Annotated in this window: 17 protein-coding genes; 6 read left to right on the plus strand and 11 right to left on the minus strand. The window is 44.2% G+C overall.

The genetic code is table 11. From position 1 onward, the window contains the following. Positions 1-3 precede the first annotated feature (3 nt). Both G3W54_RS06490 and G3W54_RS06495 read right to left on the minus strand, forming a co-directional pair. Positions 4-783, minus strand: coding sequence for a manno-octulosonate cytidylyltransferase (locus tag G3W54_RS06490; protein WP_162652286.1), 780 nt, complete (start codon positions 781-783; stop codon positions 4-6). Next, positions 780-1,763 (minus strand): KpsF/GutQ family sugar-phosphate isomerase, encoded by a 984-nt coding sequence (locus G3W54_RS06495; protein ID WP_162652287.1) that lies wholly within the window; start codon positions 1,761-1,763, stop codon positions 780-782. The genes G3W54_RS06490 and G3W54_RS06495 overlap by 4 nt, the downstream gene beginning before the upstream one ends. Before the next feature lie 195 nt (positions 1,764-1,958). On the opposite strand from G3W54_RS06495, the gene galE reads away from it, so the two are divergent. After that, positions 1,959-2,948 (plus strand): UDP-glucose 4-epimerase GalE, encoded by a 990-nt coding sequence (gene galE, locus G3W54_RS06500; protein WP_162652288.1) that lies wholly within the window; start codon positions 1,959-1,961, stop codon positions 2,946-2,948. 4 nt (positions 2,949-2,952) lie between these two features. Here galE and tgt read toward each other — a convergent pair whose 3' ends face one another. From tgt to gyrA, 6 genes are all read right to left on the minus strand, one after another. Further along, a complete protein-coding gene (tgt, locus tag G3W54_RS06505) occupies positions 2,953-4,074 on the minus strand; it encodes a tRNA guanosine(34) transglycosylase Tgt (protein ID WP_162652289.1) in 1,122 nt (373 codons plus the stop codon). A gap of 8 nt (positions 4,075-4,082) precedes the next feature. Beyond that, a complete protein-coding gene (gene queA, locus G3W54_RS06510; RefSeq protein ID WP_162652290.1) occupies positions 4,083-5,144 on the minus strand; it encodes a tRNA preQ1(34) S-adenosylmethionine ribosyltransferase-isomerase QueA in 1,062 nt (353 codons plus the stop codon). Between the two features lie 27 nt (positions 5,145-5,171). Further along, positions 5,172-5,645 (minus strand): peptidylprolyl isomerase, encoded by a 474-nt coding sequence (locus tag G3W54_RS06515; RefSeq protein WP_162652291.1) that lies wholly within the window; start codon positions 5,643-5,645, stop codon positions 5,172-5,174. Positions 5,646-5,670: 25 nt separating this feature from the next. Further along, positions 5,671-6,231: a peptidylprolyl isomerase gene (locus G3W54_RS06520; RefSeq protein WP_162652292.1), complete on the minus strand. Its 561-nt coding sequence runs from the start codon at positions 6,229-6,231 to the stop codon at positions 5,671-5,673. A gap of 76 nt (positions 6,232-6,307) precedes the next feature. After that, the gene (coaD, locus tag G3W54_RS06525; RefSeq protein ID WP_162652293.1) at positions 6,308-6,808 is read right to left on the minus strand and encodes a pantetheine-phosphate adenylyltransferase; all 501 of its coding nucleotides are present in this window, start codon (positions 6,806-6,808) and stop codon (positions 6,308-6,310) included. A gap of 53 nt (positions 6,809-6,861) precedes the next feature. Next, the gene (gene gyrA, locus G3W54_RS06530) at positions 6,862-9,663 is read right to left on the minus strand and encodes a DNA gyrase subunit A (protein ID WP_162652294.1); all 2,802 of its coding nucleotides are present in this window, start codon (positions 9,661-9,663) and stop codon (positions 6,862-6,864) included. Positions 9,664-9,847: 184 nt separating this feature from the next. On the opposite strand from gyrA, the gene G3W54_RS06535 reads away from it, so the two are divergent. Next, positions 9,848-10,477, plus strand: a complete 630-nt coding sequence (locus G3W54_RS06535) for a MarC family protein (protein ID WP_162652295.1) — start codon at positions 9,848-9,850, stop codon at positions 10,475-10,477. Positions 10,478-10,490: 13 nt separating this feature from the next. Here the strand turns inward: G3W54_RS06535 and G3W54_RS06540 are convergent, their stop codons facing one another. Both G3W54_RS06540 and G3W54_RS06545 read right to left on the minus strand, forming a co-directional pair. Next, positions 10,491-10,853 (minus strand): hypothetical protein, encoded by a 363-nt coding sequence (locus G3W54_RS06540; protein WP_162653587.1) that lies wholly within the window; start codon positions 10,851-10,853, stop codon positions 10,491-10,493. 106 nt (positions 10,854-10,959) lie between these two features. Continuing rightward, positions 10,960-11,472 carry a single-stranded DNA-binding protein gene (locus tag G3W54_RS06545; protein ID WP_162653588.1) on the minus strand — a complete coding sequence of 171 codons (513 nt, stop codon included), beginning with the start codon at positions 11,470-11,472 and terminating at the stop codon, positions 10,960-10,962. A gap of 284 nt (positions 11,473-11,756) precedes the next feature. Here G3W54_RS06545 and uvrA point away from each other — a divergent pair, with 284 nt between their 5' ends. The 4 genes from uvrA (at position 11,757) to glnA (ending at position 17,291) form a co-directional block, all read left to right on the plus strand. Next, a complete protein-coding gene (gene uvrA, locus G3W54_RS06550) occupies positions 11,757-14,654 on the plus strand; it encodes an excinuclease ABC subunit UvrA (protein ID WP_162652296.1) in 2,898 nt (965 codons plus the stop codon). 42 nt (positions 14,655-14,696) lie between these two features. Then, on the plus strand, positions 14,697-15,143 hold the full coding sequence (locus G3W54_RS06555) for a VOC family protein (protein ID WP_162652297.1): 447 nt from the start codon (positions 14,697-14,699) through the stop codon (positions 15,141-15,143). Positions 15,144-15,468: 325 nt separating this feature from the next. Continuing rightward, positions 15,469-15,807 carry a P-II family nitrogen regulator gene (locus G3W54_RS06560; protein WP_162652298.1) on the plus strand — a complete coding sequence of 113 codons (339 nt, stop codon included), beginning with the start codon at positions 15,469-15,471 and terminating at the stop codon, positions 15,805-15,807. A gap of 74 nt (positions 15,808-15,881) precedes the next feature. Further along, positions 15,882-17,291 carry a type I glutamate--ammonia ligase gene (gene glnA / locus G3W54_RS06565; RefSeq protein WP_162652299.1) on the plus strand — a complete coding sequence of 470 codons (1,410 nt, stop codon included), beginning with the start codon at positions 15,882-15,884 and terminating at the stop codon, positions 17,289-17,291. Between the two features lie 61 nt (positions 17,292-17,352). On the opposite strand, the gene G3W54_RS06570 is transcribed toward glnA, so the two are convergent. Continuing rightward, positions 17,353-18,483, minus strand: a complete 1,131-nt coding sequence (locus tag G3W54_RS06570) for a hypothetical protein (protein WP_162652300.1) — start codon at positions 18,481-18,483, stop codon at positions 17,353-17,355. Between the last annotated feature and the right edge of the window lie 9 nt (positions 18,484-18,492).

Below are 18,492 nucleotides of genomic sequence, written 5' to 3' on the forward strand. Positions count from 1 at the left end.
CTTTTAAAGAACACTTTCAATTCGTGCTACATCAACTGGATTATTCAATTCCCAAAAAACACGACCTCTTGCATCAACTTCCACACATGAAATATCTGCATCATTTTCTAAGAACCGAAGCTGCTCAAGACCCTCATTGGCCTCAAGAACACCCTCACCCCATTTCATGTAATTTTTAAGCGCATTGGTACGGTAAGCGTAAACGCCCACATGATGAAAAACAGGAACCTGTGTTTGGGCTTTGCCCTCGGGCACAAATGGAATAACTTCTTTTGAGAAATACAGAGCTTTTCCAGTCTTTGAGAAGACTGCTGTTGTTCCGCCAACTCGCCCTTCGGCGCGATCATTCTTAAAATTTTCAAAAGTTTGCTCATCGCACCGCAATACGGGAGTTGCCATTCCTGCTGACGGGTCGGTCGACATATGCTCAATTAAAGCTTCAACAAACCACGGCGGAGTTAATGGCGCATCACCTTGAAGATTAACCACTAAATCCGGCTCTTCCTCAAGATATTGCAAAGCATCAGCGCATCGCTCTGTTCCATTCGCACAAGCCTCAGATGTCATAATTACCTTACCGCCAAACCCTAATACATGGTCACGAATTCGCTCATCATCTGTCGCGACAAATACATCAGCTACATTAGCAACGGACTGAGCCGTGTCCCATGAACGTCGAATAAGTGTTTTGGAAACGCCATCAGACCCTTTAAGCTCGACCAAAGGCTTACCTGGATAGCGCGATGAGGCGTATCGAGCCGGAATTAGGATGGTTGTTTTCACGATGTCACTCCAGCGCGTAAACAATCATGAATATGCAATATCCCCTTCAAGGATTGGTTCTCATCGGCTACCACGCAACATGTGATTTTATGATTTGTCATAAGTTCCAGCGCTTTTTCAGCATAATGATCTGCTTGTATAGTCACAGGATTGGCGGAACAAACCTCAACAGCTTTCAAACTCCATAAGTCTTTGGCATTACGACGTAAATCTCCATCAGAAATCACGCCTTTAATTTCATCACCATCAACGACAACTGCAATTCCGAAAGACTTTTCTGATATCTTGATTACCACTTCCGACATAGGCGTGTCTGGAGCAACAATTGGTAAAGCATCACCACCGTGCATTAAATCTGAAACTTTGAGGAACTTTGTACCCAAATTCCCGCCCGGGTGCAGCTTGTGGAAATCTTCGGGTGCAGAACCAAGTGCATGCGTAACACCAACCATTAAAGCATCACCAATGGCGAGTGTCAAAGTTGTTGACGTCGTTGGTGCTAACCCATTCGGGCAGACCTCCGTAAGCTTGCCATAGGCAATCGTTACCGCAGCGCTTCGCCCTAATGTGCTTTGAGCATCTCTAGTAATCGCAATCATTGGAATATCATTCCCGAGGCAGTAGCTCATCACCTGAAATAACTCAGATGTTTCACCAGAATTTGAAAGCGTAAGCACAACGCTATCTTTTCCAATCTGGCCTAAATCCCCATGACTTGCTTCTGCTGCGTGAAGGAATAATGATAATTTCCCGATAGACGAAAACGATGATGAAATCTTACGCGCAACATGCCCGGATTTACCAATACCAACAACAACTAACGGTCCAGTTGACTTCTCAATTAATTTGATCGCATCAAGTAATTCATCTTTACATGTCTCGCTGAAATCAAGAATTGCATTCGCCTCAGAAACCAAAGCATCCTTACAAATTTTGCGCATTCCCTCGTCTGAAATGTGGCTTATCAGGTTATCCGTCACAGGTGATTTGTCCCAATTAATCGTATTAAATTTCAAATAGCATATAGGTATGCCTGTCAATGAATTTGACCTTTGAAAAATAAGTTACCTAACTATTAATCCATTTCTTAAACTTAGAACTTCATTCTTTATCCCGTTTTCAGAATTCTTTGTTATCAATATTTCTGTAAATAACTTCGGGTGTTGGAGTAAACTATGACGGTTTTAGTGACAGGTGGTGCAGGCTATATCGGTAGCCATATGGTTTGGGCCCTTTTGGATCGGGGTGAAGAGCCAGTTGTTGTTGATCGCCTCTCGAATGGTATTCGCAGCTCCATCCCTCAAGACATCCCCTTCTATCAAGTCGATATTGCGGACAAAGATGCAATGGCAAAGATTATGTCCGAACATAATGTCGATGCGATTATTCATTTTGCGGGTTCAATCTCGGTGGCAGAATCAATCAAAAATCCGCTCGAATATTATCGCAATAATACGACAAACTCTCAAAACCTGATAGAAGTCGCACTTGATCAAGGTATTGAACATATGGTGTTTTCATCAACCGCTGCCGTTTATGGAACGCCACTTAAAACGGATCCAGTGATTGAGGAAACCCCTCTTCATCCGCAATCTCCTTATGGTCATTCAAAAATGATGACAGAGCGAATATTGACCAGCACATCTACGGCTCACGATTCATTTAACTTTGCGGCTCTCAGATATTTCAACGTCGGCGGAGCAGATCCACAAAGCCGAACTGGCCAAACAACGCAAGGCGCATTAAGCCTTATAAAAGTCGCGTGCGAAACAGCCACAGGTAAACGAGATCATATCCAAGTCTATGGTACAGATTATGATACGCCAGACGGAACATGTATCCGTGATTTCATACATGTGTCAGACCTGGTACAAGCACACTTATCCGCTCTTGATCAATTACGCGGCAGAAGCAAATCCATGATCGCAAATTGTGGATATGGTAAGGGCTTCTCAGTTCTGGATGTATTGAAAATGGTCTCTGAAGTTGCTGGAAAAGAAATCAATGTACAAACTGCATCCCGCAGAGCTGGTGACATTGTTAGCATCACAGCAAACAATAACCGCATAAAGACACTTACCGACTGGCAAGAACAGCATGACGACTTATCGCAAATAATTAGATCAGCGTATGAGTGGGAACAAGGTTTGGCAAACGCGAGTTGAAAAATCAGGCCTCGCCAGTTTCCCAATCAGCCTCAGTTTTTCTGGAAAACTCTTCAAAGTTTCCATCTGTGATGGCCTGACGAATACCTGCCATAAGCTCTTGATAATAGGCTAGATTATGCCAAGTCAACAACATGCCACCCAACGCCTCACCTGCTTTCACCAAGTGATGCAAATATGCACGCGAATAATCGTTTGTCGCCGGACAGGTTGATTGCTCATCTAATGGGCGTTTATCTTCGGCATGTTTCGCATTTTTTAGATTTAATTTTCCATAGCGCGTAAACGCTTGGCCATGCCGCCCAGCTCTTGTAGGCATAACACAGTCAAACATATCAATGCCGCGTGCGACTGATCGCAGTATGTCCTGCGGAGTACCCACACCCATGAGGTATCGCGGCTTTTCATGCGGCAAAGCCGGACACGTTGTTTCCAGCATCCGCAGCATGACGTCTTGCGGTTCGCCAACAGCAAGCCCCCCCACAGCATAACCTTTTAAGTCCATTGAGCTCAACGCTTCAGCAGATTTTATGCGTAAGTCCTCATAATCTCCGCCTTGAACAATACCAAACATTGCCTTACCAGGTTGATCACCAAATGTTGTTTTGCAACGCTCTGCCCATCGCAAAGATAATTCCATTGCGCGTTCAACTTCATCTTTTTCAGCCGGCAACCTTATGCATTCATCAAGCTGCATTTGGATATCAGAACCGAGCAATCCTTGAATTTCAATGGACCTTTCCGGACTCATTTCATGTTTTGAACCGTCAATATGAGATTGGAATGTCACACCTTTTTCGGTTAATTTGCGTAAACCTGAAAGCGACATCACTTGAAACCCACCGGAATCGGTTAAAATGGGATGCTTCCAACGCGCGAATTCATGCAATCCGCCAAGTCGTGCAACGCGCTCTGCACCGGGCCTCAACATCAAGTGATAGGTATTACCAAGAATAATATCTGCACCAAGATCTCGCACCTGGTCGAGATACATAGCTTTCACAGTACCTGCTGTTCCCACAGGCATAAATGCAGGGGTCCGGATCGTACCGCGTGGCATCGAAACCTGTCCGCGACGTGCGTCACCATCCGTTGCTAGAACATCAAATTTGAACTCTTCGCTCATAAAAGCCCCTACTCTGCTTTAAAAAGCAGACTCGCATCACCATAGGAATAAAATCTGTAATCATTATCAATTGCATATTTGTAAGCATCGCGCATGCGATCAAACCCACTAAACGCCGAAACCAACATAAATAGAGTAGACTTTGGCAAATGAAAATTTGTCATTAAAATATCAACGGCTCGGAATTTATACCCAGGTGTTATAAAAATATCGGTCGGCCCCGACCATGGCTTTATTTCACCTTCCGGCGTCGCTGCACTTTCTAACAGTCGCAAAGACGTGGTTCCAACACTGACAACCCTGCCACCACTTTTCTTAACCTCATTTAACGCATCGGCGATGTCTTGGGTAACAAACCCAATTTCTGAATGCATTTTATGGTCATCGGTATTATCGGCTTTAACCGGTAAAAATGTACCCGCGCCCACGTGTAAAGTCACAAAGTGACAAGAAATACCCTTCGCTTTCAAAGCATCGAATATTTCCGGGGTAAAATGCAAACCAGCAGTTGGCGCTGCAACTGCACCTGCGTCTTTGGCATAGATTGTCTGATAATCGAGCTTATCTTGCTCATCTTCACCGCGCTTTGATGCTATATAGGGCGGTAGTGGGACCTTGCCTGTTTGAGCAATCGCAGTATCAAGGTCAGCACCGGATTGTTCAAAACGCAGAGTAACTTCACCACCATCAGCCTTATCAACAACCTCACAATGAAGTTGCATGTCAACCGAGTTGAAGATGATGGCATCACCAATCTTAACACGTTTTGCCGGACGAATAAATGCTTTCCACTCATTACCGGCGACACGCATATGTAGGGTTGATTGAACCTTTAATTTGTTTTCGCCGCGAATACGGACGCCCTCAAGCTGGGCAGGAATGACACGCGTGTCATTAAAAACCACAGCGTCACCCGGCTCCAAAAAACTGACAAAATCGGCTACTCGTGCGTCCTCAAATTCCTCTTTATCGTTTCTGACAATGAGAAATTTGGCCGCTTCTCGCGGAACTGCCGGACGAAGTGCAATACATTCATCCGGCAGTTCAAAATCAAATAAATCTACGCGCATATGCTCGTAATATACCTTATAAAGTGACTAGACGTCCGCAGCAACACGGACAGTTGTCATAGAATCAGGGTCTTGCACAGGTTCACCACGCTTAATTTGATCCACATTCTCCATACCTTCAATAACCTGTCCCCAAACAGTATATTGTTTATTCAAAAATCCAGCATCATCGAAGCAAATAAAGAACTGAGAATTAGCTGAATCAGGGTTCTGCGAACGCGCCATTGAGCACGTGCCACGGCTATGGTTCATGTTAGAGAATTCAGCTTTGAGATCAGGCTTATCAGACCCACCCATTCCAGTACCGGTTGGGTCACCAGTTTGCGCCATAAAACCATCGATCACACGATGGAAGACAATGCCATCGTAGAACTTATCACGTGCTAGCTCTTTAATGCGACCAACATGGCCGGGAGCCAAATCAGGAAATAATTCGATAACAACCTTACCCTTAGTTGTTTCCATGATCAGTGTATTTTCGGGGTCTTTAATTTCAGCCATTTCGCTACTCCTTCAATTTTAATTATTACTTGCCAACACGCACTGAAATCATGCGATCAGGGTTTTCAACAGCGCCACTTTGTCCAACGCCGCGCTTAATTCCATCAACAAATTCCATGCCTGAAACAACCTCACCAATAACTGTGTATTGACCGTCGAGGAAACGCCCCTCTTTAAACATGATAAAAAATTGAGAATTTGCAGAATTTGGGTTTTGTGAACGCGCCATGCCGACTACCCCACGCTCGTAAGGAATATCTGAAAACTCAGCAGGCAGGTTCGGTTTTGATGATCCCCCAGTTCCTGCACGATTAGGCGCAAAACCATCTTCCATATCGCCAAATTTCACATCACCTGTTTGAGCCATAAAACCGTCAATCACGCGGTGAAACGCAACATTGTTATACTCACCATCTGTGGCCAATGTTTTAATACGCTCAACATGCTTGGGAGCAACATCAGAACGAAGTTTGATAACAACGTCACCGCTTTTAAGTTCGATAGTTAGAAATTCATCAGCTTGAGCCAATGAAATTGAAAATGTGGCAATCATAAGTGTGCAAAATGCAATAAGAGCGTGACGCATATTGGATGTCCTTTGAATGAATTCGATTGGCTGTCGCATAAGTTAGAAAAAATGGCAAGCATGAACGGCGCTGCGGTTAGCGATTTCTTGATATTTGCGTTTTCAATGCCTGTTCAACATTAGATGGCACAAATGGCAAAATATCACCGTCCATCTTTGCTATTTGCCGGACCAATGTGGCTGTGATGTGACGAACCTTTGGCGAGGCCGGCAAAAACACAGTTTGAATATCGGATGCCATTGTCTGGTTCATTCCAACCATCTGCATTTCATAGTCAAAATCTGTGCCGTCACGCAAGCCACGAACAATTACATTTGCGCCAACGTCCTTGGCCACATCAACCAATAGGCCGGAAAAGGAAATAACTTCAACATCAGAAGAACGATCAGGCAATATATGAGCAACAGCTTCTAATATCATCTCAGAACGCTGTTCGAATGAGAATAGTGGCTGCTTCGTCGCACTAATGCCGACACCAATAACAAGCTTAGGTGTAATGTTTAAAGCCGACTTAATCACATCAAGATGACCATTGGTCATCGGGTCAAAAGAACCAGCAAAGAATGCTTTTTTCATTTTGTACCTTTCACCCAAAACAAGGTCATCATTCACTAAAAGTTCACTTACTACTAAGCATCACCCTGCTCAGATTGATCCACGATTGGCGCATCGACTTGATCTACAGAAGCTTCACCTTCCGATAGCGCATCATCTTCGCTATTGTCTGCAGGTTCACTAATGCAGTCAACAGAAACCACATTTTCTTTCTTCGCAGTTGAGAAAATCGTTACACCCTTTGTTGCCCGGCTTGCCATGCGTATACCATTGACTGGTACTCGAATAACTTGCCCGCCATCGGATACTAACATGATCTCATTCTTATCTTCGACTGGGAATGCGGAGACCAATTTACCAATAGTCGAAGTCTTAGAGGTATCCGTAGCCTTAATGCCTTTACCGCCACGTCCCGAAATTCGGAACTCATATGTAGATGAGCGCTTACCATAGCCTTTTGCGCTTACTGTTAGCACAAATTGCTCTCGAGCCTTTAACTCATCAAAGCGCTCCTGCGACAATTCACCCTCAACGAGATCCTCATCTTCAACTTCCAGAACAACTTCTTCACCATCATCACCTTCAAGGCGGCGTTCGGCAGCTGCACGTTTGAGATAAGCTGTTCGCTCCCATGGTTCGGCATCAACATGACCAATAATTGTCATGGAAATAATGTTGTCTTTTTCCGCTAGATTAATACCACGAACACCAACAGAATTCCGTCCCGCAAATACGCGAATAGCAGTCACTGGGAACCGAATACATTGACCCAAAGCTGTCGTCAGCAAGACATCATCATGCTCGCTACAAGTTTCTACATTTAATATCTCATCGTCATCATCAAGCTTCATCGCAATCTTGCCATTGCGATTAACCTGAACAAAGTCAGACAACTTGTTGCGTCTTACTGTGCCACGAGTTGTTGCAAACATAACATCAAGCTGTGTCCAACTTTCTTCATCTTCAGGAAGCGGCATGATAGACGTAATGCGCTCGCCCTGCTCCAGCGGCAGCATATTAATGAGTGCTTTGCCACGAGATTGCGGGCTGCCAATCGGCAAACGCCAAACTTTCTCTTTATAAACAATGCCACGAGAAGAGAAAAACAACATCGGCGTATGCGTATTGGCGACAAACAGACGTGTGACGAAATCCTCGTCTTTGGTCGACATTCCTGAACGACCTTTACCACCACGACGCTGCGCCCGATAAGAGGCCAAAGGAACACGTTTGATGTAACCGCTATGTGATACGGTTACGACCATATCCTCACGCGCGATTAAATCTTCATCGTCCATATCTGGACCACCTTCCATGATTTCAGTTCGGCGCGGAACGCCAAACTCATCACGGATGGAAATCATCTCATCACGCACAATGCCCTGAATGCGCATACGAGAGCTTAAGATATCGAGATAATCTTTGATCTCTGAACCGATGGTATTCAATTCATCTGCAACTTCATCGCGACCTAGTGCTGTCAGGCGAGCCAAACGGAGTTCAAGAATAGCGCGAGCTTGCTCTTCAGAAAGATTATATGTTTTATCTTCATTAATACGGTGGCGCGGATCATCAATTAGAAGAATAAGAGATTCCACATCCTTAGCAGGCCAGCGCCGCTCCATGAGCTGTGCTCTAGCCGTTGCAGGATCTGGAGCCTTGCGGATCAAAGCAATAATTTCGTCAATATTCGCAACGGCAATCGCCAAACCAACCAAGACATGCGCTCGATCGCGAACTTTACGGAGCAAGAATTTAGTACGACGGCTGATAACTTCCTCACGGAAAGCCACAAAAGCTTTCAGCAAGTCCATAATATTGAGTAGCTCAGGCTTGCCGCCGTTTAGTGCAACCATATTAACGCCAAAAGACGTTTGTAGCTGTGTGTAGCGGAACAGTTGGTTAAGAATGACCTCTGGTACCGCATCACGTTTTAATTCAATAACAACCCGATAGCCTTGCCGATCAGATTCATCACGAAGATCGGAAATACCTTCAATACGCTTATCACGCACAAGCTCAGCCATTTTCTCAATCATGGCAGCTTTATTTACTTGATAAGGAACCTCGGTAACAATGATTGCATTACGATCATTACGGATCGTTTCAAAATGCGTCTTACCACGCATAACAACAGAACCGCGCCCTGTTTCAAACGCACTTTTAATACCTGCTCGACCTAGAATATGCCCACCAGTCGGAAAATCCGGACCCGGCACAATCTCCATGAGTTCCGGCAGTTCAATTGCAGGGTTTTCCATAACAGCAATACAGCCGTTTATGACCTCAACCAAATTGTGTGGTGGGATATTTGTCGCCATACCAACAGCAATACCGCCAGCACCGTTGACAAGAAGATTAGGAAAACGAGCGGGGACGACAGTTGGCTCACTACCGGAATTATCGTAAGTTTCTTGGAAATCAACGGTGTCCTTGTCAATATCTTCGAGCAAGTCGTGAGCAAGCTTGGCAAGACGAGATTCCGTATAACGCATCGCAGCTGGCGGATCACCATCGATGGAACCAAAGTTGCCCTGTCCATCGACAAGCATCGCTCCCATCGACCAATCTTGGGCCATACGAACCATTGCATCATAGATCGACTGATCACCGTGAGGGTGATATTTACCCATCACATCACCGACAATACGTGACGATTTCACATATTTACGGTTCCAATGATAATTACCCTCATGCATTGCGTATAAAATACGGCGGTGAACAGGCTTCAATCCATCTCGAACATCAGGAAGAGCACGTGAAACAATTACGCTCATGGCATAATCAAGATACGAACGCTGCATCTCTTCTACGATTGATATTGGCTCGATACCCGGTGTTGGGTCGTTATTTTCTGGTGTAGTTTGGTCGGTCAATTTAAACAGATCACTATTATTGGAATCAATCACCTTTTATAGCGCAGACAGTCTCCGCTTGCTAATATCTGTTTTACTTTAATAGGGGATAAGCCCATAAAGGCTGTTGAAAGATGGTTTAAGTGAAAAATTATACATTTAAAGCCATATCAAAACAGATATTTGCACGTGTCGGGGGTCTAAATTGTCATCAGATTTAATCATCAGCGCATTCACAACATTAATCATTATGTTTGACCCGCCGGGCATGGCCGCTATTTTCTTAGGTTTAACTGCTGATATGAGCCGCTCTGAACGGTTTCAGGTCGCCTTACGTGCCTGCGTGATCGCTTTAGCCCTGTTAGCTACATTCGCCATTCTCGGCTCAAAAATTCTTACGACTTTAGGGATCAGTCTTGGCGCGTTCAGAATAGCTGGCGGGTTGCTACTATTTTGGATATCGTTTGAGATGTTATTCGAAAGGCGGCAAAAGCGGCAGGAAGCGAGCGCCGAAACAGCCATCACAAAAGACCACATCGCAAATATAGCCGTATTCCCACTTGCAATACCGCTTATTTCAGGCCCGGGCGCGATATCAGCTGTAATCTTGCTTTCAGCTTCATTTAAGGGCGTTGCAATGACATCAGCTTTGATTGGAGTTATAATCGCAGCCCTAATCGTGCTATTTATAAGTCTCGTGATAACAGACAGGCTGGATAAATTACTCGGCACAACAGGACGAATGATTCTGACACGTTTAATGGGTCTTGTTTTGGCAGCCTTATCAGTTCAATTTGTCGTTGATGGTATTAATTCAATTTGGACCTTCGGATAATATCAAACCAGAATCATCTCGGAAGCTCTAACTTGAACTCTTTGCCGCCATATTTATGAACACTATCATGAGCACGAATGAGTACGTATTTCACGTCCTCAGGAATTTCGATATTTGATAATGACCGCGTAAATGGCTGCTCATTAACATGTGGGTGAGCGAGAACGCGCGTGCCCAATATGTTTCCATCTGAGTCAACCACGTCCCATTTATCAGCGTAATGATCCCAGCCCTCATCTGCATGCTTAACTGTCACTGAAAAACGGTAGCTGCCGCTAGCATTCTTCTCTGCCTTCACATCCAATACATCTACTTCTCCAGCGGTTGCGGAAAAGCTCGAAAATAAAATGATAAAACCGGAAATCAAAAGTCGCATATTACTCACACTTCGCTCGATGATCGTTTGAGATAACAATAGGCCATTAGGCAAACGAAATCATCTGACAATTGCGTTATCAAAAATGCCTGACTAAATATCCCGATCAAAACGGGATATCATCGTCCATATCATTAGAAAAGCCGCCAGAATCACCGGAACCACCAGGAATATTTCCACCACCTTGGTTACCGCTACCCTGACTTCCACCAAAGTTGCCTCCACCTTGGTTGCTACCAAAGTTACCTCCGCCACCTTGGTTGTCGTTCCGGCCATCAAGCATTGTCAAAGTCGAGTTAAAACCCTGTAGCACGACTTCCGTCGAATATTTATCTTGCCCGTTTTGATCTTGCCATTTGCGTGTTTGCAACGCGCCCTCAAGATAAACTTTCGAGCCCTTTTTCAAATAGTTTTCCGCAACACGGCATAGACCCTCAGAAAAGATCACAACACGGTGCCATTCTGTCTTATCTCGACGCTCGCCTGTATTTTTATCACGCCAGCTTTCCGATGTCGCGATTGAAAGATTAACAATCGGACGACCATCTTGTGTGCGCTTTACATCTGGATCAGCACCAAGATTGCCAACCAAAATAACTTTATTCACACTGCCCGCCATGTCAAAACCTTTCAAAATATACTAATGCCAACGCTGAGTACGCTTAGCTACGCATTAACCCAGCTTAGTCGGTCATGTCCCACCACAAATCATCCTATTTATCTAAATCCACATATAAATATGAAATACTCAGAAAAAGGCTGGTTTGTTCTATTTTTGTTCTATATATCACAATGCGCAGTGTCAAGAGAATCAAATCTTGGATTAATTAAAACCAGTGCTCGACTTGAGCGTAAAGAAGAGTAATACCATCTATCTTCCAGTTGACATGTAATGGACCATTCATGAGCGAGTTAAAGACAATATCAGTACGTGGCGCGCGCGAACACAATCTCAAAAGCGTTGACATCGACCTCCCACGAAACAAACTAATCGTAATGACGGGGCTATCCGGCTCGGGCAAATCCTCACTCGCATTTGATACAATCTATGCTGAGGGTCAACGGCGCTATGTTGAAAGTCTATCTGCCTATGCACGCCAGTTTTTGGAAATGATGCAAAAACCGGACGTTGATCAAATTGAAGGCCTCTCTCCAGCAATTTCAATTGAGCAGAAGACAACAAGCCGTAACCCGCGTTCGACGGTCGGCACTGTCACTGAAATTTATGATTACATGCGCCTCTTGTTTGCTCGCGTCGGCGTTCCCTACTCGCCTACGACAGGCCTCCCGATTGAGAGTCAGACCGTAAGTCAGATGGTAGATCGCGTTCTGGAGCTAGAAGAAGGAACACGTCTTTATATACTTGCTCCGCTTATTCGCGGCAGAAAAGGCGAATATCGCAAAGAGATGGCTGAGTTGATGAAAAAAGGCTATCAACGCCTTAAGGTCGATGGCCAATATTACGAAATTGCTGACGTACCCGACCTTGATAAAAAATTCAAACATGACATCGATGTCGTGGTCGATCGTGTCGTGGTCCGTCCTGATAGTGCTGCGCGTTTGGCAGATAGTATAGAAACCTGTTTGAAGCTGTCAGAAGGTCTGGCAATAGCTGAATTTGCCGACAAACCTTTGCCTGATTCTGAAACCGCGTCGGGCTCAAAAAACAAATCAAAAAACGAAACACATGAACGCATAATGTTTTCTGAGAAGTTTGCCTGTCCTGTGTCTGGCTTTACAATACCGGAAATCGAGCCTCGCTTGTTTTCGTTTAACAACCCATTTGGCGCTTGCCCCACTTGCGATGGGCTGGGTAGCCAAAAAAAGATTAGCCCTGATTTAATCGTACCAGATCAAGGAAAAACTTTACGCGATGGAGCAATTGCACCTTGGTCTAAGTCTTCGTCACCATACTATAAGCAAACGCTGGAAGCGCTTGGAAAACACTTTAATTTCAAAATGAGCGATTGCTGGTTTGAGTTAACAGAGACGGCGCAAAAGGCGATCCTAAACGGCACTAAAGACAAGATCGAATTCAACTATGATGACGGCCTGCGTTCTTATAAAACGTCTAAAAATTTCGAAGGTATTATCCCCAATCTGGAGCGGCGTTGGCGCGAAACTGACAGCAACTGGGCTCGCGATGAAATTGAGCGTTACATGTCTCAAGCTTCCTGCCCTTCTTGCAAAGGCTTCCGCCTAAAACCTGAAACACTGGCAGTAAAACTTGACGGCAAACATATTGGCCAAGTTAGCCAAATGTCCATTCGCGGGGCTGGTGATTGGTTTGATTCTCTTCCATCAAAACTAAATGACAAGCAAATGGAAATAGCGGAACGTATTTTGAAGGAAATCCGCGAGCGTTTAAAATTCCTCAATGATGTTGGTCTTGATTACCTGACACTATCTCGAAATTCAGGCACCCTATCTGGTGGTGAGAGTCAGAGAATTCGGCTGGCATCTCAAATTGGTTCAGGCCTAACAGGCGTACTATATGTCTTGGATGAACCATCAATTGGCCTTCATCAACGCGACAATGCCCGCCTTCTTGATACCTTGCGTCACCTAAGAGATATCGGCAATACCGTGATTGTGGTTGAACATGATGAAGATGCGATTTTAACAGCAGATTATGTCGTTGATATTGGCCCAGCCGCAGGTATTCACGGAGGCGAAATCATTGCCAAAGGAACACCAAAACAAGTTATGGCAAGTAAGAAATCACTAACTGGCCAATATCTTACAGGTGCCATTGAAATACCAAATAGAGAAGTGCGTCGAAAACCAGTAAAAGGAAGACATATCAAAGTTGTAGGAGCAAAAGCTAATAATTTAAAAAATGTAACAGCCGAGATCCCTCTAGGTCTGTTCACTGCAGTAACGGGCGTTTCAGGTGGAGGAAAATCTACACTCCTTATTGAAACATTATATAAAGCTGCTGCGCGTCGAATTATGGGCGCACGCGATAATCCGGCAGCTCACGATCATATTGAGGGTTTTGAATTTATCGATAAAGTTATTGATATTGATCAATCTCCAATTGGTCGGACACCACGGTCAAATCCGGCGACTTATACAGGTGCCTTTACACCAATAAGAGAATGGTTCGCCGGATTACCAGAAGCTAAGGCTCGAGGTTACCAGCCTGGACGTTTTTCATTCAACGTAAAAGGCGGACGTTGCGAAGCATGCCAAGGTGATGGTGTTATAAAAATTGAAATGCACTTCCTGCCCGATGTGTATGTGACTTGTGATGTATGTCACGGCAAACGCTACAACAAAGAGACTCTCGACGTCATGTTTAAGGGCAAATCTATAGCCGATGTACTTGACATGACGGTCGAGGAAGGTTGCGTTTTTTTTGACGCCTTCCCTGCTGTTCGCGACAAGTTGGTCACTCTAAAACGGGTCGGACTTGATTATATCAAAGTTGGTCAACAGGCCACCACCCTTTCTGGTGGTGAAGCGCAACGCGTTAAACTCGCCAAAGAACTCTCAAAACGATCAACAGGCAAAACTCTGTATATATTAGATGAGCCAACCACAGGCCTACATTTTCATGACATCGCAAAACTGCTGGACGTATTGCAAGAACTGGTGGATCAAGGAAATTCTCTCGCGGTGATCGAACATAATCTCGAAGTTATTAAAAGTGCCGATTGGGTTATAGATCTTGGTCCTGAGGGCGGCGATGGCGGTGGAGAAATCGTAGCTACAGGCACACCGGAAGATGTGGCAAAAGTTGAACGTTCTTACACCGGGCAATTTTTGAAAGAACTATTTGAACGTCGCGCTAAGTAGATAAATTTTGGTTTCCAACGACAAAACTCTCAGGAGGCATTCATGAGAACAGGATATCAACGTATTACACCCTATCTTATCTGCAGGGATGCAAGTCGCGCGATTGATTTTTATGAAAAACATTTCAACGCACAAGAGATCTACAGGCTTGAATCTCCCGATGGAAAAATAATGCATAGCGAGCTGGATTTTCAGAATTGTCGTATTATGATAAGTGATGAATTTGAGCAGATGGGCATCAAATCACCTTTATCATATGATGGAACACCAGTGTCCATAAACATCTATGTTGATGATATCGATACGACCTTTAACAATATGATATCTGACGGATGTAAAACTCTTACTCAGATTGAAAATCAGTTTCACGGCGATCGATCAGGAAAACTACAAGATCCATTTGGTCATATCTGGCACATAGCTAGCAATTTGGAAGATGTAGGTACCGAGGAAATCAAACGCCGATTCAATGAGATGATGAAAGGTTAAGCAATTTCCTCATTACCGATTATTTTTCAGCCCCTCATACAGATTAAATTTTAGGCATTTGCTTATTTTTTAACCAGAGAAAACCCCATGATTGAGCGGACCATGCATTCTTAAGTCACATCCATTCTTATCATACTCACTTTTTTTGGTGTCAATTTTGCAAATAGTAAGAATTTTTATGAGGAAAATCAGAAATATCGCAACAAAATGAACAAAAAATCACTTATTTTTGTTTGACTAATCAAAACTGGCATGACTTGTGCTTAATAAATTACAGAGCGTGCAAATTACACGCCGTAACAGAAAAAGCGGAGAAGATTCTCTTATGAAGAAAATCGAAGCCATCATTAAGCCGTTCAAGCTCGATGAAGTGAAGGAAGCCCTTCAAGAAGTCGGCTTGCAAGGAATCACAGTCACAGAAGCTAAAGGTTTTGGTCGCCAAAAAGGCCATACAGAGCTTTACCGTGGTGCTGAATATGTTGTTGACTTTTTACCTAAGGTTAAGGTGGAAATTGTATTAGGTGAAGACAATGTAGAAGCTGCAATTGAAGCCATTAGAAATGCCGCGCAAACGGGCCGCATTGGCGATGGAAAAATATTTGTATCACAGGTGGAAGAAGTCATTCGGATCCGTACCGGTGAAACAGGTATTGATGCCGTTTAATCTCAACTCATAGAAAAAATCATCGGCTGCTTTCAGCAGCTAAATTTTCGTCATACTGAATAAGGAATTGTAACATGACGACTGCTAAAGATATTTTAAAGCAAATCAAAGAAGAAGACATCAAGTTTGTTGATCTTCGTTTTTCTGACCCGCGCGGTAAGGTGCATCACGTAACGATGGACGTTAGCGTTGTTGATGAAGACATGTTCGCAGATGGCGTCATGTTTGATGGTTCATCAATTGAAGGCTGGAGAGCCATTAATGAATCAGACATGGTTATGATGCCTGATTGCTCAACATGCCACGTTGATCCGTTCTTCGCACAATCTACAATCGCAATTACATGCGACATCTTAGATCCGGTCACAGGTGAAGGTTACAACCGTGACCCACGCTCAATTGCGAAAAAAGCTGAAGCTTACATGCAGGCGTCCGGTGTTGGTGATACTGTTTATGTGGGGCCAGAGCCAGAATTCTTCATCTTTGATGATGTTAAGTTTAAAGCTGACCCATACAACACAGGGTTCAAACTCGATTCAACTGAATTGCCAACAAACAATGACACTGACTATGAGACAGGCAACCTTGGTCACCGTCCGCGCGTAAAAGGCGGTTATTTTCCATTACCACCAGTAGATTCTGAGCAAGACATGCGTTCAGAAATGTTGACTGTGATGAAGGAAATGGGCGTAAAAGTTGAGAAGCACCACCACGAAGTGGCGGCAGCTCAACACGAGCTTGGTGTCATGTTTGATGAAATGACAATCAATGCTGATAAAGTTCAGATCTACAAATATGTTGTGCACCAAGTTGCAAACGCCTACGGCAAAACGGCAACATTTATGCCTAAACCAGTATATGGCGATAACGGCACAGGCATGCACGTTCACCAGTCCATCTGGAAAGATGGAAAGCCAACATTTGCTGGTGATGAATATGCAGGTCTTTCTGAAAACTGCCTATACTATATTGGTGGCATTATTAAGCACGCTAAAGCACTTAACGCCTTTACAAACCCAACAACAAACTCCTACAAGCGTCTGGTTCCTGGCTACGAAGCCCCTGTTCTACTTGCATATTCTGCACGTAACCGTTCAGCGTCTTGTCGCATTCCATTTGGTTCATCACCAAAATCAAAACGTGTAGAAGTTCGTTTCCCAGATCCAATGGCTAACCCATACCTTGCATTCGCAGCAATGCTTATGGCTGGCCTAGATGGCATCAAAAACAAAATCCATCCGGGCAAACCAATGGATAAAGACCTTTACGATCTTCCTCCAAAAGAACTTAAGAAGATCCCAACAGTATGTGCTTCATTGCGTGAGGCTCTTGAAGCACTCAACAAAGATCGCAAATTCTTGACTGCTGGCGGTGTATTTGATGATGATCAAATTGATTCATACATCGAATTGAAAATGGAAGAAGTTATACGTCTCGAACACACTCCGCATCCGGTTGAGTTCGACATGTATTACTCTGCATAATCTTTAAATTATAAATACGAAAAGCCCCGTTGGAAACATCGGGGCTTTTTATATTTTGCGATTAAGCCGCAGCTCCCTCTCGTTGAAAAGTGGCCGTCAGATATGTGCTTATAGCGGGCGAAAGCGACAGATAAAGCACAAAAAGTGGCGTGAAATATGTTCGCGTGTCGGGGATGGGAAACACAACAAATTTTCCACCAAGACCAATTAAACACCCCCAGAATAATAGATTAGCAGTTTTGTCCACCTGAACATCCGAGCGCCACAATATATAACGCATTAGAACAGCCAGAAGAGTAAGCACCAACCAACTCTGTTGGATAAGTGAGTATGTAATACCTCTTACTAGCGCAGTGAAATAGTAGATAATATTAAAATCGGGATCAAAGCCGATAAGGGTTTCTGAATACGTATTGAGTGAGAACATAAAATGCGTCCACCAACCAGGATGACCCGCTGCACCAGTTAATACTGGATAGAGTAGTAATGCTCCGATAGTCGCTACGGCTGGCACAACTGCCCGCCCTCCGAACAATACCAACGCCAACACCAATCCTGTGAGGACGATTAATAATTCCGGCCTAATTGCAAAACTGATGAGAAACAGCGATGTCGCAATGATAATTGAAAGCCACGATGAGCTGCGCCAATAAATATACGCTCCCAGAGAGAATATTGCCGCTTGAACGATGTCAGGTCCGCCATTGCGCATAAGTTCCGCATAGCCTGTAAATGCAAATAATCCGACAAACAATGGAGCCAATACCAATGCTCCCGCCGACCAAAGCCATGCTATTACTACCACACCCAGAACGAGGCCAGCTACAACTGACATGGTGTTCATGACTTTTACACCACCGAGGAATGGTTTAAGCACTCGTATCGCTTCAATATAAAGATATTTGACTTTATACATCACCAACATAGACCCAAATGCTTCCGCATCGGTAGATTGTCGCAGTCGATAACTATCTCCCTCCGCTAATTCCTTGTATTCTGCGGGCGAAACACTGTTTTTTACCTTGGCATAGACTTCTCTATGGACAGTTTTGATATCTTTATCACCTTCCACCATTTCGGCGGAGGCAAGATAGGCGATCATATCCCAATTAACGGAAGGCTGCGTGATAGAATAAACTGCTGTGAGCGCAACAAATCCGGCTAGGAACAGAGCCCCCAGCCACGCACTCAATTGACTAAG

It is taken from the genome of Lentilitoribacter sp. Alg239-R112, from assembly GCF_900537175.1.
In the GTDB taxonomy this organism is placed as follows: domain Bacteria; phylum Pseudomonadota; class Alphaproteobacteria; order Rhizobiales; family Rhizobiaceae; genus Lentilitoribacter.

Excerpts from the sequence above, each read along its gene's own strand:
- G3W54_RS06520 (WP_162652292.1), bottom strand. The coding sequence starts at position 6,231 with ATGCGTCACGCTCTTATTGCATTTTGCACACTTATGATTGCCACATTT.
- G3W54_RS06560 (WP_162652298.1), top strand. The coding sequence starts at position 15,469 with ATGAAGAAAATCGAAGCCATCATTAAGCCGTTCAAGCTCGATGAAGTG.
- queA (WP_162652290.1), bottom strand. The coding sequence starts at position 5,144 with ATGCGCGTAGATTTATTTGATTTTGAACTGCCGGATGAATGTATTGCA.
- G3W54_RS06545 (WP_162653588.1), bottom strand. The coding sequence starts at position 11,472 with ATGGCGGGCAGTGTGAATAAAGTTATTTTGGTTGGCAATCTTGGTGCT.
- uvrA (WP_162652296.1), top strand. The coding sequence starts at position 11,757 with ATGAGCGAGTTAAAGACAATATCAGTACGTGGCGCGCGCGAACACAAT.
- galE (WP_162652288.1), top strand. The coding sequence starts at position 1,959 with ATGACGGTTTTAGTGACAGGTGGTGCAGGCTATATCGGTAGCCATATG.
- tgt (WP_162652289.1), bottom strand. The coding sequence starts at position 4,074 with ATGAGCGAAGAGTTCAAATTTGATGTTCTAGCAACGGATGGTGACGCA.
- G3W54_RS06555 (WP_162652297.1), top strand. The coding sequence starts at position 14,697 with ATGAGAACAGGATATCAACGTATTACACCCTATCTTATCTGCAGGGAT.
- G3W54_RS06515 (WP_162652291.1), bottom strand. The coding sequence starts at position 5,645 with ATGGCTGAAATTAAAGACCCCGAAAATACACTGATCATGGAAACAACT.
- G3W54_RS06540 (WP_162653587.1), bottom strand. The coding sequence starts at position 10,853 with ATGCGACTTTTGATTTCCGGTTTTATCATTTTATTTTCGAGCTTTTCC.
- coaD (WP_162652293.1), bottom strand. The coding sequence starts at position 6,808 with ATGAAAAAAGCATTCTTTGCTGGTTCTTTTGACCCGATGACCAATGGT.
- glnA (WP_162652299.1), top strand. The coding sequence starts at position 15,882 with ATGACGACTGCTAAAGATATTTTAAAGCAAATCAAAGAAGAAGACATC.